This is a genomic window from Cupriavidus sp. MEYA8, from assembly GCF_059278825.1.
This window is the reverse complement of sequence record NZ_JCAEMD010000003.1, coordinates 273,634-288,749: the sequence shown is the minus strand read 5'-3', so window position 1 is coordinate 288,749 and position 15,116 is coordinate 273,634. Positions and strand designations below refer to the sequence as shown.

Here is a 15,116-nt window from a genome sequence, read left to right as displayed (position 1 = left end):
AATCGAAGGTGCAAGTCATCGGGCGGTTGCATCGGCGGCTCAAGACTCCCGTGCAACGAGCGCGCGGTCGCTCGCGAGGATCCGCAGCAGAAGTGCTCGATCCCGGGAATTCCCGTCATGCTGCCGGATTTCCCGCGATCACGAAGGTGAAATGATTTGGTCCGCAAAGTCAGCCCATATCCGAATTGCAAGCCGTTGGGCCGCGTTCGATGTCAAGCACTTCGCTGATTCCCTGGAGTTTCGAGGTCCGGGATGGTCGGAACACTATGTTGCGGCCCAATCTATTACACCTTGGAGTCCTTCCTGATCAATGACTCCCCGAGCCACAAGACATTGCAGGGCTAGGGCCGTCAGTCACAACGTCGGGTTGTAGGCGCGCTCTCCATCCATTCCTGGCAGTAGCCTTGGCGAAGTTCCTTGAGTAAGGCGAGCGAGCGCACGATGTCGGGATACGTCGACGCCGCGAGCTTGGCCCCGTACACTCCGATTTGAGCATCGTATAGGTCGTAGCGCTTGCGCTCTCGAATGGCCGATATAAGCCAGCGCTCGTCTGGAAGAATCAGGCGGGCGAGGCGGGGAAGGGAAGCGGCTATGGACAGCCCTGCAGGGTCAAAATCCACGAACGCGTCGACCGGCTCCGTGCGAGCCGCAAGGATCTTCGCCGCGTCAGTAAGGCTGAAAGTCGGGTCTCCGCGGAAAATCGCGAGGGTGCTCCCGCGTCCGTAAGTAATCCATTCATAACGGTGCAAATGCCTGAACGTCTCGAGGTTTTCGACCAGAAGGATACGGTCGCAACGGACACGCATTGCGTCCTCGGTCGTCAGCACCATATAGCCGCCGCCTGGCGCCTTTAACCCCGCCCCGTCCAGATCGCAGTCGCCATGGGCGGTGCGCAGCGCCACCGAGTTGGAATGGGGGCGAGTACCAAACGCTTTCTCGGAGACGCCAGCGTATTGCACAGTCTCAGCCCGGCTCATCTCCCCGTCAGGCCGCGAGAGCGGGATGCCTCGATTCTCGAGGAGCTTAGCTGCCGTCGCCCAGTCGCTAGGGCCGTAGTGAATCGATCGACCGGAAGCCCGCCCGACACCGTAGGTCGCAATCGTCAGGGAGAGCGGGCCGGCCTTTCGGGTCGCCGGCCGCGCAGCGATCAGGCGTTGGAGAAAGGTGATTTCCTGGGCGGAGAGAATCATAGGAAACCGTGCGCGAGAATATCGCTGGAAACCTGGTTGGCGTACAATTGGTCGGCAGGCAAAGCGTTGACAAAGGTCAGGTGGACGCCTTCGCTTTCCAACTGGATGGACGCGTAGAGTAGCCAATCCTCATCTCGCAAGTCCACCCCGTCCGCGTGACGTTTCTTCCAGTCGCGCAACGAGATGGATTGTGAGGACTGATGAAGCGCCGTGATCAGCTCGCTCAGCATCGCGTCGTGGGGCTCGAGGGGATCGGGAGCGGCCACTTCCTCTTCGTCGATGATCGCGAGCGCTGGCTCTGCTTCCTGAACCGGGACTGGAACCGCACGCGGAGGCAGGCGCCGGAGCGCATCCATCAGCGCGGCCCGGTCGCGGTCGCTGCACGTCCTGACGTCCAGGTTATGCACCAGCGGGATCGGCTCGGCCACGAAGATTTCTGGGGGTGCGCTGTCCGACGAGACCTCGAACCCGGAGGCGGTCTTGTTCTGGCGCAGATAGTGCGCAACGCGACTGAGCTTACGCACCCGCTCCGACTGCAATTTGGCACGAAAAAGCGAGCGGTTGATCGCCGCCTGTACGTCCTTGATCTGCAAGGTCCATGTGAGGATGCGGCTCGTCAGACGCTTGCGCACAATCGATCGGACGTCCATCATGCCGATGTTCAGCGCTTGGGTTTCCACCTCGCCGAACAGGGTGCTCACTTGCTCCATCTCGTTCAGTGACTCGGACACCTCATTCACGTAGAACTTGTTCTGGCGAAGCTTCGCTTGAAAGTTCGAGACGTCGCCGTACTGCGTCGAGATGAGCGCATGAAGCAAAGACAAATTTCGCTCGATGGAGTAGGAGATGTCGATGACCGTGTCGACCAGTTGGGCAACCAGCGACTCCCGGTCGCTGGCGTCGCCGTTATCGTATCGAACGCGAATCTCACGCCAGACCGACCGCGCTTGCTGGATCCCACCGGACAGGCGGGTCAGCGTCTGGTACGCGCGATAGCTGACGAGGTAGTCGGCGATGAAATCGCGGAGTCGCGGGTTCAGACGGTAGATGCCTTCGTCCTGTGGCTTCAGCGCCTTCAGGTTCGAGAGCGTGTCAATCCGGGTATTGCGAGTACGGTCCCCCAACTCCACTGCGGCTTCGAAAGCTTCTGAGATCAGGTCGTCATTCTGACTCAGCGCCCGGAGGAGTTTGCCAATCTGATCGGAGGACTCACGCATCGCTCATCCCGTCCAGTGTCTGCTGCTCCTCGATCACCTCGTCCTCGATTCGGTCGGCCTGGATGGCTTCGTTCTCCGAGATGAATTCGATGACGGAATAGAGGTGCTCGATCTTGCCGGTAATCTTGTAGATGTCGGCCTGGGGGTTGAAGAGGGTGACGTAACCCTCGTCGCGCAACTGCTCCAGGACTTTGCGGAAATTCTCCCGTATCGACTGGCGCGGGTTGAAGCCCTTGATCACATGGCTGAGCCCATTGAGCTGACTCTCCAGCGACGCACTGTCGATGATCAGCTCTTCCATCCGCGCCAGTCGAATGACATCGCCCGGGCTGAGGGCGATCTCCGTGGAGTTTGTTTGCCGAATGAGGTCAAGCAGCATCACCGCAGGTCCATAGACATCCCGGAAGCGGCGCAGGTCTTCCTTCAGACGGGTAACTGACAGGGTCGTGACGTCCTTCGGCGCCGTGTAGTACGCGCCGTCCTCCGGATTCGTGCGCGCGAGGCGGAAGTCCAAGTGGCCCAGAACGTCTTCGACCTCTGCGAGCGCTTCCGGGTCCGAAAGGTAGTTGTACTCGGTCGGGTACGCCACCGAACAGATGAAGCGGCCGGAAAGCAGGGTCTTGAGGACGGCGGCGATCATTGAGCGTCTCCAGCGGCGATGGTCATGATTTCGCCCGTACTCACGAGGTCGTGCTTAGGTACGGCGAATGTACGGATCACGCCCATATCCTCCAGACGATATCGCTGCGCGAACTTGCGATAGTGGCGAGGGTTCAGATCCGGCGAAGCCGTGATCACGTCGATCCGATTGTCGCGCAGCATATCCATCAGGGCGATGAAGTTCGGTCCGTCAAACTTTCCGACCTCGTCGGTGACCCATGTAATGTAGATCGCGTCCTTGCCGCGGATCATGTTCAGCATCCCGAGCAAGAGCGTGATTAGGATGATCGAGGTCAGGCCGTTTGACGATACGTTTTCCAACTCGCTTTCGCGGTGGAACGTCTTCTCGACGTCGTTCTCCATCACCTTGCCGCGAATCCGAATGTGCTGCGAGAGGTCGACCTCAAGCCGGCCACCGCTAGCAATCGTATTGGCAAACTCATGGAGTACGACTTCGGCGGCTTCGTCGGGAACTTGCCGGCGCTGGCCTGCGCGTCCCAGGGTAAGGTGTGAATCGTTCGCGAATTTGCTGACCTGCTTCAGACGTTCCATAAAGCCCAGGTCAGAGAAATCCGTGACCATCTCGATCTCCAGCCCTCGAATGCGCTCGAACTGTTGGACCGACTGAAGGCCCTTGCCGAGTTCCTTGTTGAAGCGCTTGATGTCCGACTCGAAGCTCTGAATTGCGCTATGGAAGCGTTCGATGGTGTCCAGTATCACGCGCAGCGTATTGTTCAGGTTCGCAACGATCTCGTTCGGGATATTGCGATGGCACCGTACGAGGGCGCGTGCTTTCTCGATACGGTCGTTCGATACCTCCGCCACGCAGCGCTCGACAAACTCCCTGACGTTGTTATCGCCGGCCGTCAGGCGGTTGTAGATCGTGTTGTGAAGCTCGCTGATCCGGCGTGTCGTCAACGCCAACTTGCTTTGCGCGGCGCTGACGTTGATCGCCAATTGCGCGGCGGTCATGCTGGGATCGATGGATACGTCTGCGTGCTTGGGCGGCGGCAACTCACCCTCAAGCATCTGCAATTTCTGGACCTGGCCGGTCAGGTCAGTGATCGACTCGTCGAAGGCCTTCTGCTGCCCGCGATAGGCTTCGTTTGCGCGCTTGACGGCACCCTCATGTTCCTTGATAGCGTCTTCGGCCTTCGATAGTGCCGTATCGGCGCCGCGCGCCGCCTCCTCAAGTCGGATCAGTTCCGTCGGCCCGTTGTTGTTGAGCCAGGTGCGCCACTGTTCGATCAGCACAGCCTTGTTTTCCAAGATGCGCAGGGTTGCATCGATTTCCTTGCGGCGAGCGTCCCATTGGTCGAACTTCTCTGGATCGAGATTCTGGGCGCGCAGCCGCTCATTGCGTCGGGCGGTCAGCGCGGCTACCTGGCTGACGGCTTGCTGTCTGATCGCGTGGCGGCGCGTCTCGAAATCGGAGGCTTCCTTCTTTGCAGCAACGTTAGCGTCCCAAATCAGGGAACGGAAGCGGCCTTCAATGCCTTCGATTTCTTGTTTGGCGGAGGCGGCATACTGCTCCTGCGCTTGCTTTAGCGCCTTCATCTCCTTGCTGAGGCGACTGATGGTGTCGGCAAGCCGTTCGCGTTCTGCCTTCTTCGCTTGATCGAGAGCCTCCCGTGCCTTCGCAAGACTGAGTTCCTTCGTGGCTTGGTTCTTCTCGAGAACTGACACCTGACTTTGGGCCAGAAGCAACGCTTCATGCGCGCTCGTCACCTTGGCCGAGGCAACTTCGCGCTTGGCCTTGGTCTCGGCCTGGAGGGTGTTCGCGGCGGTAAGGCGTTGGCGGGCCTGTTGGATCTGCGTTCGAATCTCTTCCTCGTCCGCCCACGCGGGCATCGCCAGATTCTCGACATCAATGGCCCACCCGAACAAGGTTGTCGGGTCCGAACCGCCGCCAAACGTCGGATTCAGGTCCGTACGCGTCAGATGATTGGGATCAACGACCTTTGCGAAGTGTTCCCAGTTCTCTGGTGGTTCACGCCGGATGGCTGCCAGGAGCGTCCCATCTTCCGGCTTGAGGCTGCGTTCCAGGTGGCCAATTTCGGACTCGATGCCCCCAAGCTGTTCGTAAACGAACGCCACTTCCTGATCGAGAAGGGTAAAACGCTCGCGGGCGGCCGCGCTATCCTGATTGCGTGTCACCACGGCGTCACGGGCGCCAACCAGAGAATCCTTGATCTCGTCGATCTGATCGCGGAGGTCGATAACTAGCGCTCGAGCGTCGTCAGGTCCCTCGACACGCTCGGATTCGATATTGGCGCGCTCAAACGCCAGCCTCGTCTCGACCAGCTTTTCTCGGTTGGCGGCAGTCCGTTCCGCATGACGCTCGCGGGCGGCCTCAAGCGATGCGCTCTTCTGGTCGTTCAGGCTCTCCAGTTGCGCCGCGCGACGCTCGCGGTTTTCGTCAGCTTCGCCGTTGAGCGTATCGAGGTCGGCTTCGCGAGTCGCTTCGATCTCCTCGCGCGCAGCCCGGATCTCGTCCTCAATCAGGTCGGCCTCGGCGGAATACACCTGGCGTTGCTGCAGGATACCGGCCCGTTCGGCTTGCAACGCTTGTACGCTTTCCTGTTTCTTGGCCCAGCCGGCGACGTCTTCTTTGTCGAAGCGTGCCTTGAGCGCGGCTTGATCGCTGTGTGCGAGCCCGGCGGTCCGGCGATTGGACTGCGCTTGTTCGAACGCGGCGGTCAAGGTTGTCTGGATATTCTGCTCGGATTCGTGCTGGCGTTGCCGTTGTGTTGCTGCGGTTTCCTGACGACTAGTGACGTCGGCGAGCGCCTTCTGCTTGTTCTCCAGCAGTGCGCTCACCTCGGCAGAGAGCAGGCGAATGTCGTCTTCCTCGCGATAGCACTGGTCGATCGTGGATTCAAGGTCTTCCACGATCGGAGTTACCTTGTTGGCGTCCTCGCAAGCGCGGCGATTCTTGATCCAATCGATGATCTCGGTCTTGGTCTGCTTGAGGAGGAGCTTGTTCCTTTCCGAGTCCGAGCTGGCGCTCGTTTCCTCGTTGACCATGCCGACGGCGACCTGGATGAGGTCGGCGAAGCTCACGTGTTCCTTGACGACCGAGCCTACCAGGCGGTCAAGGTTCGGCATGGCACGCGGGGCGAACGAGTATTCGCGGGCGATCTGGCGCAGCTTGTGCGCCTGTTTCGTGTTCGCGTGGAGATTCAGGATGATGGATCGATACTCGGAAGCGTCGAGCTTCATCGAGAAGGCGACGCCGATATTGGTGGCCGCGGTCTTGGATCCTTCGTCGTCCAGAAACGTCCCGTTCTCGTCGACGAAAATTTCGCGCCGAAAGCCGGATTCGAAAAGCCGATACTCGAGGGCGTCAGGATTGTCCCGGCGGGCACGCAGAACGGCCAGGCGCAAATCGTGCGCTTCGGTCGGGCCGCGCTGGTACTCGAAAACGATCGCGCTTTCCGGCGTGGGCAGCGTGAATCGTGGCATCGATTTCTGGCCATGTCCGATCTGAATGATCTGACTCGGGAGGTGCCCATAAAAGAGGGGGGTGAGACGCAGCGTTGTGGTCTTGCCAACGCCATTGGGCCCAACCACGGCGGCGCCGTCGCGCGGGTCGATTTCGGTGATTCGACGCGAAGGACGCTGCTTGTTCGTCCCCACGTTGACGAGGAACATTTTCCGGATTCGATGCACGGGCTTCCTTCGTTATTAGTTTGGCGCGTTGCCCAGGATCACAGCGGTGGAACGAGATCGTGAATAGGCCACCCTGGTAGTTTGCCAGATTACCGACCTCATGCGAATCTTGGCTCTATTTCGATCGGATTCGGATGTATTACATCCATTCCCCCATTGAATAGTGGTTTATGATGATCGTGTTTAACAGTTTTGCGTCTAAGCTTGATTAGCCTTAAACTATCTCCTGTCATCCCTCTACTGGAAAGGAAACTCACATGGCATCCTATAAGGAACTCATGTCCCAGAAGCAGGCCCTCGAAGCCCAACTGGAAGAGGTACGCGCGAATGAAGTAGCGGGCGTCATCGAGAAGATTCGGAGCCTCATGGCGGACTATGGCTTGACGGTCGAAGACATTGCCAAGCGCCGTCGCGGCCGTCCAGCAGGTAGCACCGCGAGCAAGCCGAAGGCGGAACTGCCCCCTAAGTATCACGACCCCAAGACCGGGAAGACCTGGTCCGGCCGTGGTCGCCAGCCGGCTTGGCTCGGTAAGAACCCCAAGCGATTCCTGATTGCAGAAGAAGCCTAGTTTTCGGCTTCTGGCCCCCAATAGTATTCGCCCCTGCTCGCAATGCAGGGGCTTTGTTTTTTGAGAGCAGCCCCATGTTCCTTGAAGCGATTCACGCCGAGATCATGCTTGCCCGGCCATACCTGATTCCTCGCGAACGCACGGACAAAGGGATAAGGAATGGGTACTCTTATTGGCTGCAGGTTCCGCCCAGCAAAGAACTGAGAGTCATCCGTCTTTCGGAGGAGGGTGGTACCTATGAGCTCGTGCGTTCGGCCAGCGAGCGCAAGGCACGAGAAAAAGTACGGCAACGTTTCACCGGTTCAGTAGCCGATCTCCTGGTCATCATCGACGAGCAGGTGGAAATCATCCGGAAAGACGAACGCTAGACACTTTCCCCGCCTGATCCAAAACGGTCAGGGACTGGATGCAATGATTCGCATCAAGCCGCCGGCTGTCGAACCCATGGACATGTGTGCCAGTACTGCGGGGATACTGAGGCGTTGGGTAGCAAGTCTTTGGCTCAATCTCAACGCGCAGTCGGCGATTACCGACATGGCCAAGAAGGCAGTCTTTTCCACCGACTCGTCACTGTAGCGGTATGGCTTTGACTTTGCCCGATGCAATCGGATCAGCGGCATTCGTCGCCAAGGACTCTTCGCGACAAACAGAGCAAAACGTGAAGGGCGCTCAATATCGAGCGGCGTTACGCAATACGGCGCACGGCTTCAAGCATGGAATACCCTTGACTCGTCAAGCGAGGGTGGGCATTTGGGCTGCCGTGGCCATGCTCCATCGTCACCAGTTTGTGGACCAGCAAGCCGTCTAACTGTTCCGGTTCGAGATCGTCGATGTCTTGCGCATCGCCAAGCAGTAGCAGCGCGGCAATTTCATGCGGACTGAGCATGTCAGGCTCCTTTGTCGGGGGAACGGAAAAGGAACTACGACTGCTGGTCCGTGGACGGAGTTCCACGGAGGATCACAGGAACAACACTGAGTGAACTCGGTGCGAGGACGCGCTGAGTATGCGCACACCGAGCATTGACACTAAACGCTCTTGTCCCCGGAATCAAGCGCTGCGTGTGTTGCAATGCAGCGGAGCGAAGCTAAAACACATCGGATCGTTGGTTGATATTTCACCCGTTTGGCAACCCCATGGTGAGCCCACGGATCACTGCGGATCGCGACAAGGTTATACTCCGCGCTCCAACGAATAACGGATAATCAACATGGTCGCAGCAACCAAAGCAACGACGCCGACGAGCGCGGTTACCAAAAGGAAGCCAGTCGCAAAGAAGTCGACGGCACCGACGAAGAAGGCGAGCGTGCTCGCACGTGAAGCCCAGGCAGCGAAGAAGCGCTTGCTGATACTGCGCGCCGACACGAAGAAGGCCATTGAAGCCGCAAAGCGTGAGGTCGTGAAAGCAACTGAAGCCGCAAAGTCCGCAGCGCGTTTTGAGAAGCAAGCCGCAAAGGACAAGCTCGCGGCGAAAAAAGCGAAGGCTGTAGGCGTCAAGAAGGCTTCCGGCAAAGCTGCCGCCACGAAGGTCGCCTCGAAAAAGGCTGCTGGTAGCAAAGCCGCCGCGACTGTTGTGCCGAAGAAGGCTGCGGTGAAGTCCGCAACGAAGAAGCGAGCCCCGGCGAAAAAGGTGGCACAGACCGTCGTGACACCCGAAGCTTCGGCGTGATCTTTCGCCTCAACTGAGTTGGCCTTCGGCAACCGGTCGATTGAGGCAGGATGGGCGCTCACCGGCGCCCCGTTTTGATCGCCCCGGCCAGGCCCGCACAGAGCGCGCCGTGGCAAGCAGCAACGTGCCGCGCCATGAGGTCAACTCCGCATGCTGAGCGCTAGACCCATGCCCATGACATCGGTCTGCGACTGTGCGTACCCATTTCTGCGAACAGTGAAGAGGGGCGTCTCCTGATGTGGGCCTTCGTGCCGCTGCGCGACGCGTGGAGCAGGCCATGCATCAGTTCAGAGATTCTCTATTCCTTTTTGCGTTGCGAGGTTTGGCAAGCGACCCAAGCACTGTCTCGTTGAGCAAGAATGACCGACCGGTCGGTTGGCGCGCCAACATGATTACTGGTGGCGGGAGCAACATCAGCGTAATCATGTGACAACACGTGTTGGCTGCGCAGGCGCTTGAAATTGCCGATCACCGCCGCCCCCAGGACACGGATGTCAACGCCGCGCGCGCTCTCTTCCGCGAGGTGGAGAGCATTTTTTTGTGCCCTGCGAGTGCGTGCAAACGCGAAAAGCCCGAGACGTTACCGCGTACGGATGTAGGCCTCGAAGAGGCCCGCGTGCAGGCCGCGTAAGTCCTTTCGCCGTTCCAGCAAGTCATGCTGGCGACCCTGGCGCTCAAGGGTCAACAGATCCAGCATGATCCGCAATCCCTTTTCGGGTGATGTGCCCGTCGAGGGTTCGGACGCGCGTAAGAGGGCAGCAAGTCCGGGTTTTTCCGCCAAGGACCAGGCGGGAAACCAGCAAAGATCCTCGGTCGTGCCGTCCCCGTCGAAATTCGCATCGAACCGCCGGCGCAGCGCCAGCAATGACGAATCCCCGAGCGTTTGTATGAGCGCGCCGAGCTTCTTCGGGGATAGCCAGGCAAGCTCGGCCAAGAGTGGCCATGCCGGGTCTAGCCCCTGGAGCCGGTAGACCGTCTCGGCCATCCAGGCGAGGGGAGTTGGAATTCGTCGCCATGACCCGATTCGCTTGATGCTGTCGCATGCCGCCGTCCATTCCGCAGCGCGCATCCATAGGGGTGCCGAATGCCATTCGGGCATCTCTCGGTGAAACGGCAATTGAGAGGCGGCCCGGGCGACAGCACGCCACAGCGGTAGGCACCAAGCCATGCCCGCTACGTCGCCGAATGCTCGGCGCGCTGCCGGCATGCTCGGCAAACCCCACGCTTCGCAGGTGTCGCGCAGCGCCGTGTGAGTCGCGAAGTGTTCGTGGACAGGAGCCTCCAACACACAGACAAGTGTCTCCAGGGTCGGCACCAGCGCGTCGTCGGGATATTCCGCGACCAGGCGCTGCAATGCTTCACGCCCGGCGGCGGCATTGCGTTGCTCCAGCGCTGTGAGCACGTCGTTGCGAAGCATGACATCGCGGCCATCTTCAAAAAGATCGAGCTGATTCGTCACGGCGTTCCCGTTGGTAGTCAGATTGCGCCCCTGCAGGACCGGCCCGACATCGCCCGGCACAACAAGTCTTCAGGATGGTAGCGGCTGCCACGACAACGGGCAATCCGCAACCGGCCAACCAGATCTCTGCGAGATAAGCGCTACCCGAGAGCGGCCAGGCAAATCAAGGCACGACGCGCGGCGCTGATTCTGTTTTGGACTTCAGGAGGGCTGCATGGCAGTACGTTACTCCGTCCATACAGCATCGACATCCCTCGTGAGATGTCCAGCGAGGATATAGTCCCCGAGCTTCTCCGCTTTTCGCTCCAGGCGCTCCAAGTCAGCCGTTGATAGCATGCTGAGCTCAAACTGGCAGTAAAGATTGCGCTGACGGAACGTGAGCTTTGGACGACTCAGTCCGGCAACGAGTGCAGTGGGCGAGCTGACGGCAATACTTTCATGGCCGCGATACTGGACACGTATGCCAAGCTTTTCGCCCAGCCTGCCCAGCTCAATCGCATCCTTCCATCCTGATTCGTAGTCCAAATCCACGACCGTGACGCTCTCTGTTTCCAGGAGCTTTAGTGCTTCGCCTTTGGTCCCAGCCAGAGCTGTCGCCATTGCCGCCTCCCCTGCTCGTAGGACCTGTGGCGATTCGCGCGCTTCTACGGCCCAGGTTCATATTGCATAGCAACATTGTAAGCGGGGAACGGTCTACTTCGTTAGGTCTTGTCGTCCCGCGTACCGCTTTGACTTAAGAACCCGTACTGGTGGATGAAGTAACCTTGCGCGGGCGCAGTCGCGGTTACGCATTCGACAGACTGGTGATCAGGTGGATTGGTGATCATTCAGAGATAATCGTGTGACAGCGGACTGCCACTTTGCAAACGGAGCGCGCCCGATAGGTCATGCACAGTTGCACGCGGTCATACGGGGCGCGTTTACCCAGACCGTGGCCGAGACGCATGGCGGGCCTACACCCGCCGTCTCGATTTCATCGAACCAAGTCACCTATCCGAGACCGATGTCTGAAGGCCACGTATTCATTTGCGGCGACCCCCATGGCGAGTTCGGCCCGCTGATTGAAAGCGTCCACCGTCACCGCCCCGAGGCAGTGGTGCTCGCTGGCGACATCCAGGCCTGGCGCCCACTGGATGAAGAGCTCGCCAGCATCCTTGCCCTGACGCAAGTTTGGTGGATTCCAGGCAATCACGACACCGACAGCGATGCCGACTACGACAACCTGTTCGGCGCGGGCCTGGCCGACCGGAACCTGGATGGGCGGGTGGTCACGATTGCAGGCCTTCGGATTGCCGGGTTGGGAGGGATTTTTCGCGGCCAGGTCTGGATGCCGCCCGAACCATCGCGCGTAGAGAGCGCCACTGACTATCTGGCCAAATGTGGGAAGGGGAATTACTGGCGGGGTGGTCTGCCGCGGCGCCATCGCAGCACGATCTTCCCGCAGACCTACAACGCGCTACTGAGTCAGCATGCGGATGTCCTGGTCAGCCACGAGGCTCCGGCTTGTCACCCGCACGGGTTCGAGGCGATTGACACGCTCATCGAAGCGATGGGCGTGCAACGCGCTTTCCACGGCCATCACCACGAATCCACGGCTTATCCGACCACAGGACCGTGCCGCATCTTCGGTCTTGGTGCGTGCGCGGTAGCCACGATCGAGGGAGAGTTCTTGCCAGCGTCCTGACTTGTCCGGATCAAGACGAAGGAGGCTAGACCGGGGGTAACAATTCACTGGCAATTCTATTGAGCGCCAGCGGGCAGGGCAAACGACTGGCGACCTTTCGGATTGTGCAACCAGGTCAGACCGCCCGCAGGTCGACATGACACCGCCAGGTCCGGTGCTCGACCGCGCAGCGGCGGCTGCCGTCGGCAAGTTGGACGCGCCGCTTGCCAAATAGTGAGCGCGACCAAAAAAAACAGCCCTCGCTCCGATGGAGGAGAGCCGCAGAACGTCCAAGAAGAAATCGGGTAACGCCTTGCGGCGCCACCAGCGTTGAGTATCCGCCAGGTTGCCATTGACGGCAACCCAGCCTGCGCCGCGCAGTCCAGCTGTTCGCGAAAAAAGAACCCGCGCTCATCAGGGGACGGGCGCGGGTGGTAGCAGGACCTACCGGAGCAGGATACGGCGATATAAACATCGCGCAACACAGGATTAGGAGCCATTTTTCCCGGCAGTTCTTTTGCCAGCGAAAAAATTGTCACGCAGCCGAGCAGACAATTGATCGATCGGTGGAGCATCCTCGACCTTGCAGGGCCGCCACAATTCGAATCTGTTGGAGCGCTCGGCGTTGCGCCTTGAGTCGGATGCAATGCTCGCCGGAGAACTCACAAGCGCTGCGGACGATAAACGCGGGAGTAGGGCGTTGAAATCGGGACGCAAGAGGCGAACTAATCACGCACGCCCGCGGAGTTGAACCCGCGATCGGCTAAGTGGTGCAATCGGTACATTTCGTGCTTCCGCCGTGATGGATCGGTAGTGGTATCTTTTTGTGCCAGTCCGCCGTCTCGATTGCCGAAGCACAGTCCCGGCCCGCAGACCATGAGCGAGGTGAATCGGAATAGCCGGTGATGATCGATTACTACAACACTCTCGGCGTTTCGCCTCGCGCGACCGAGGCGGAGATCCGAGCGGCCTACAGGCGGCTCGCGATGAAATTTCATCCCGACCGACAGCACGGCAAGTCTGCCCTGGAAAAGAAGCAGGCCGAGGAGAAATTCAAGGAAATCGAGAGGGCTAACCGCATCCTTGGCGACGCTCAGAAGCGCGCGGAGTACGACCTGGGCAATAGCGCGACCCGTAGCGGGAATCCCTGGTGGGCCGGGCCGGACGAAGACGACGCTAATTCCGAAGACCTCTTTCGCCAGCAGTTTCACCAGAGCCAGCGGAGACGCCGTCAATCCAGACCACCACCTGTACGAGGCGAGGACCTCCGCTGCAAGGCGTCAATCGACGCTGACACGGCGGTCCGCGGTGGCAAGGCAACCGTCGAGGTCAAAGTTGAAGACACATGCCCGTATTGCATGGGCTCAGGGGAAGCGAGCTCTCCCGTAGCGTGTGAAAAATGCGACGGCCACGGGTGGTATCCGTCTGCGGATGGCTGGGAGAAGCGCACTTGTAGCAGATGCAAGGGATCGGGAGTCGATTGGCGATGCAGAGAGTGCAAAGGGAAGGGTGCATTCAAACAGACCAAGCGCTTCAACATCCAAGTGCCGGCGAATACCCCGGCAGGTCGTGTTCTCCGTGCAGTAGGTGGCGGCATGCCAGGTGAGTTCGGTGGCGCGGCCGGGGATCTACTCTGCGAAATCCGGGTGGTGAAGTCCGGGTCTACCTATCTGAAGGGTCTCGACGTCCATTGCGAGATCCAGATCGATTGCATCACGGCGTGGCTCGGAGGCAAGACCACCATCGAGATCGTGGGGCGAACCTTCGAGGTAGAAGTCCCACCGAATACGGGCAGCGGCAAGTCGTTGCGCTTTGCCGGCAAGGGCCTGCGTGACGCCAAGAGTGACCGGACGGGAGACGCCATCGCGAAGGTGGTCTTGACCCTGCCGAAGGGGCCGTTCGCGGACGAGCAACTCGATCACCTGCGCCGGTTCGCCGGGCGCGAACCGGTCATCAAACCGCGGCCGGCCGCGCCGGCGAAGAAGGCGGCAACGCAAGAGCGTCCGGCGAGGCCCGCTCCCTCACCGGAACGGACCCGCGAAGCGGCTCACGACTTTGCGAGTGCAAAGAAGGCCCCAGAGCCAGCGACCTCCTCGTCTGGGCGTCGCAAGTTCCAATGCGGCGGCTTCGAAGTCCGCCATCTCGAGCGCCTTGAGTTGGACCAGCAGGGCGTCGCACGTCAGCGCTTTGCGGAATGGGAGGCCGCCGTGCGCGCTGAGGCGTCCGGGGAGACCCGCCCAGGCCGCGCCGCGGCCAAGCGGCTGGAACTGACGCGAACCGAAGCCGAGATTTCCGCCTACGCGCCTGGCAATGCCCCACAGATTCTGGTTCAGTTGTTGGAGGCGTTTCGCCGCGCGGGCTTCGCGGAGACGATCTCGGTGATTGGGAACTACGCGATGCTTGCCTATGCGTCCGCCGCGGGCTGCCGCATCGAAGATGCCGTCAGACTCGGGCTCTACAACAAGCGCGTGCAGTTCGTCACGGCGAAGCCCATCGCAGAGTCAGTCATCCTGCCCGCACTCCAGGCAGTGGATCCGACCTTCATCCTCGCCCCCAGGATGGGTGCCTGCGTGCGCGGGCGAAGCGAAGTCGGCTTCGTGGTCGACATCATTGGCGCCGTGCAAGCGAGCACAGCGGAAGCGACGCTGTCGACCACGATTGCGGATGACAGTGGGGCGGCCATGTCATATGGGATGACCAAGCTCCTGCGTGGCGGTCGGGTCAGCACAATCGTCTTTACCAATACGGGCGTCATGGAGCGCCTGACCGCGATCTCCCCGGAGTCCTTCTACGCATTCAAGGGTTGGATTGCCAACCAGCCAGGGGTGCCAGAGGAAAAGCGGAAGTTCTGCCAGAACTTGATGATTCTGGCGGCCAAGCTCGGCGACGGACTCGTGCTTAGCCCCTGAGTTCGGCAGTCACATACAACGCGTGGCAACAATCTCAAAAAGGCAGTCGACGAGCTGCCGCGACGACCAGCGTCGAAGCCGGCGCGCCGTGTTTGCGCGTCCTGGACGCG

At 60.1% G+C, this 15,116-nt stretch carries 12 protein-coding genes; 5 read left to right on the top strand and 7 right to left on the bottom strand.

Annotated elements, in window-relative coordinates; translation table 11 throughout:
* Positions 1-350: 350 nt before the first annotated feature.
* The 4 genes from AC5WJ1_RS29215 to AC5WJ1_RS29200 are packed head-to-tail and all read right to left on the bottom strand — an operon-like array spanning position 351 to position 6,721.
* Positions 351-1,190 carry a DUF7281 domain-containing protein gene (locus AC5WJ1_RS29215; RefSeq protein WP_494477378.1) on the bottom strand — a complete coding sequence of 280 codons (840 nt, stop codon included), beginning with the start codon at positions 1,188-1,190 and terminating at the stop codon, positions 351-353.
* Positions 1,187-2,407, bottom strand: coding sequence for a hypothetical protein (locus AC5WJ1_RS29210; protein ID WP_494477377.1), 1,221 nt, complete (start codon positions 2,405-2,407; stop codon positions 1,187-1,189). The genes AC5WJ1_RS29215 and AC5WJ1_RS29210 overlap by 4 nt, the downstream gene beginning before the upstream one ends.
* The gene (locus AC5WJ1_RS29205; protein WP_494477376.1) at positions 2,400-3,047 is read right to left on the bottom strand and encodes a condensin complex protein MksE; all 648 of its coding nucleotides are present in this window, start codon (positions 3,045-3,047) and stop codon (positions 2,400-2,402) included. The genes AC5WJ1_RS29210 and AC5WJ1_RS29205 overlap by 8 nt, the downstream gene beginning before the upstream one ends.
* The gene (locus AC5WJ1_RS29200) at positions 3,044-6,721 is read right to left on the bottom strand and encodes an ATP-binding protein (RefSeq protein WP_494477375.1); all 3,678 of its coding nucleotides are present in this window, start codon (positions 6,719-6,721) and stop codon (positions 3,044-3,046) included. The genes AC5WJ1_RS29205 and AC5WJ1_RS29200 overlap by 4 nt, the downstream gene beginning before the upstream one ends.
* Positions 6,722-6,996: 275 nt before the next feature.
* Between AC5WJ1_RS29200 and AC5WJ1_RS29195 the strand changes: the two genes are divergently transcribed.
* Entirely contained in the window at positions 6,997-7,308 is a 312-nt protein-coding gene (locus AC5WJ1_RS29195; RefSeq protein ID WP_494477374.1) for an H-NS histone family protein, read from the top strand.
* A 74-nt stretch (positions 7,309-7,382) separates the two neighbouring features.
* Entirely contained in the window at positions 7,383-7,676 is a 294-nt protein-coding gene (locus AC5WJ1_RS29190; protein WP_494477373.1) for a hypothetical protein, read from the top strand.
* Positions 7,677-7,993: 317 nt separating this feature from the next.
* Here AC5WJ1_RS29190 and AC5WJ1_RS29185 read toward each other — a convergent pair whose 3' ends face one another.
* On the bottom strand, positions 7,994-8,194 hold the full coding sequence (locus AC5WJ1_RS29185) for a hypothetical protein (RefSeq protein ID WP_195432088.1): 201 nt from the start codon (positions 8,192-8,194) through the stop codon (positions 7,994-7,996).
* 322 nt (positions 8,195-8,516) lie between these two features.
* On the opposite strand from AC5WJ1_RS29185, the gene AC5WJ1_RS29180 reads away from it, so the two are divergent.
* Positions 8,517-8,975, top strand: coding sequence for a fumarate hydratase (locus AC5WJ1_RS29180; RefSeq protein ID WP_494477372.1), 459 nt, complete (start codon positions 8,517-8,519; stop codon positions 8,973-8,975).
* Positions 8,976-9,555: 580 nt separating this feature from the next.
* Here AC5WJ1_RS29180 and AC5WJ1_RS29175 read toward each other — a convergent pair.
* Both AC5WJ1_RS29175 and AC5WJ1_RS29170 read right to left on the bottom strand, forming a co-directional pair.
* Positions 9,556-10,434, bottom strand: coding sequence for a hypothetical protein (locus AC5WJ1_RS29175; protein ID WP_494477371.1), 879 nt, complete (start codon positions 10,432-10,434; stop codon positions 9,556-9,558).
* Between the two features lie 225 nt (positions 10,435-10,659).
* Positions 10,660-11,034: a PHA-granule associated protein 4 gene (locus AC5WJ1_RS29170; protein WP_494477370.1), complete on the bottom strand. Its 375-nt coding sequence runs from the start codon at positions 11,032-11,034 to the stop codon at positions 10,660-10,662.
* A 403-nt stretch (positions 11,035-11,437) separates the two neighbouring features.
* On the opposite strand from AC5WJ1_RS29170, the gene AC5WJ1_RS29165 reads away from it, so the two are divergent.
* A complete protein-coding gene (locus AC5WJ1_RS29165) occupies positions 11,438-12,118 on the top strand; it encodes a metallophosphoesterase family protein (RefSeq protein WP_494477369.1) in 681 nt (226 codons plus the stop codon).
* An 884-nt stretch (positions 12,119-13,002) separates the two neighbouring features.
* Positions 13,003-15,006, top strand: coding sequence for a GSU2403 family nucleotidyltransferase fold protein (locus AC5WJ1_RS29160; protein WP_494477368.1), 2,004 nt, complete (start codon positions 13,003-13,005; stop codon positions 15,004-15,006).
* Positions 15,007-15,116: the final 110 nt, after the last annotated feature.

Coding starts and splice junctions, on each gene's coding strand:
- AC5WJ1_RS29215 (WP_494477378.1), bottom strand. CDS start 1,190: ATGATTCTCTCCGCCCAGGAAATCACCTTTCTCCAACGCCTGATCGCT.
- AC5WJ1_RS29210 (WP_494477377.1), bottom strand. CDS start 2,407: ATGCGTGAGTCCTCCGATCAGATTGGCAAACTCCTCCGGGCGCTGAGT.
- AC5WJ1_RS29205 (WP_494477376.1), bottom strand. CDS start 3,047: ATGATCGCCGCCGTCCTCAAGACCCTGCTTTCCGGCCGCTTCATCTGT.
- AC5WJ1_RS29200 (WP_494477375.1), bottom strand. CDS start 6,721: ATGTTCCTCGTCAACGTGGGGACGAACAAGCAGCGTCCTTCGCGTCGA.
- AC5WJ1_RS29195 (WP_494477374.1), top strand. CDS start 6,997: ATGGCATCCTATAAGGAACTCATGTCCCAGAAGCAGGCCCTCGAAGCC.
- AC5WJ1_RS29190 (WP_494477373.1), top strand. CDS start 7,383: ATGTTCCTTGAAGCGATTCACGCCGAGATCATGCTTGCCCGGCCATAC.
- AC5WJ1_RS29185 (WP_195432088.1), bottom strand. CDS start 8,194: ATGCTCAGTCCGCATGAAATTGCCGCGCTGCTACTGCTTGGCGATGCG.
- AC5WJ1_RS29180 (WP_494477372.1), top strand. CDS start 8,517: ATGGTCGCAGCAACCAAAGCAACGACGCCGACGAGCGCGGTTACCAAA.
- AC5WJ1_RS29170 (WP_494477370.1), bottom strand. CDS start 11,034: ATGGCGACAGCTCTGGCTGGGACCAAAGGCGAAGCACTAAAGCTCCTG.
- AC5WJ1_RS29165 (WP_494477369.1), top strand. CDS start 11,438: ATGTCTGAAGGCCACGTATTCATTTGCGGCGACCCCCATGGCGAGTTC.
- AC5WJ1_RS29160 (WP_494477368.1), top strand. CDS start 13,003: ATGATCGATTACTACAACACTCTCGGCGTTTCGCCTCGCGCGACCGAG.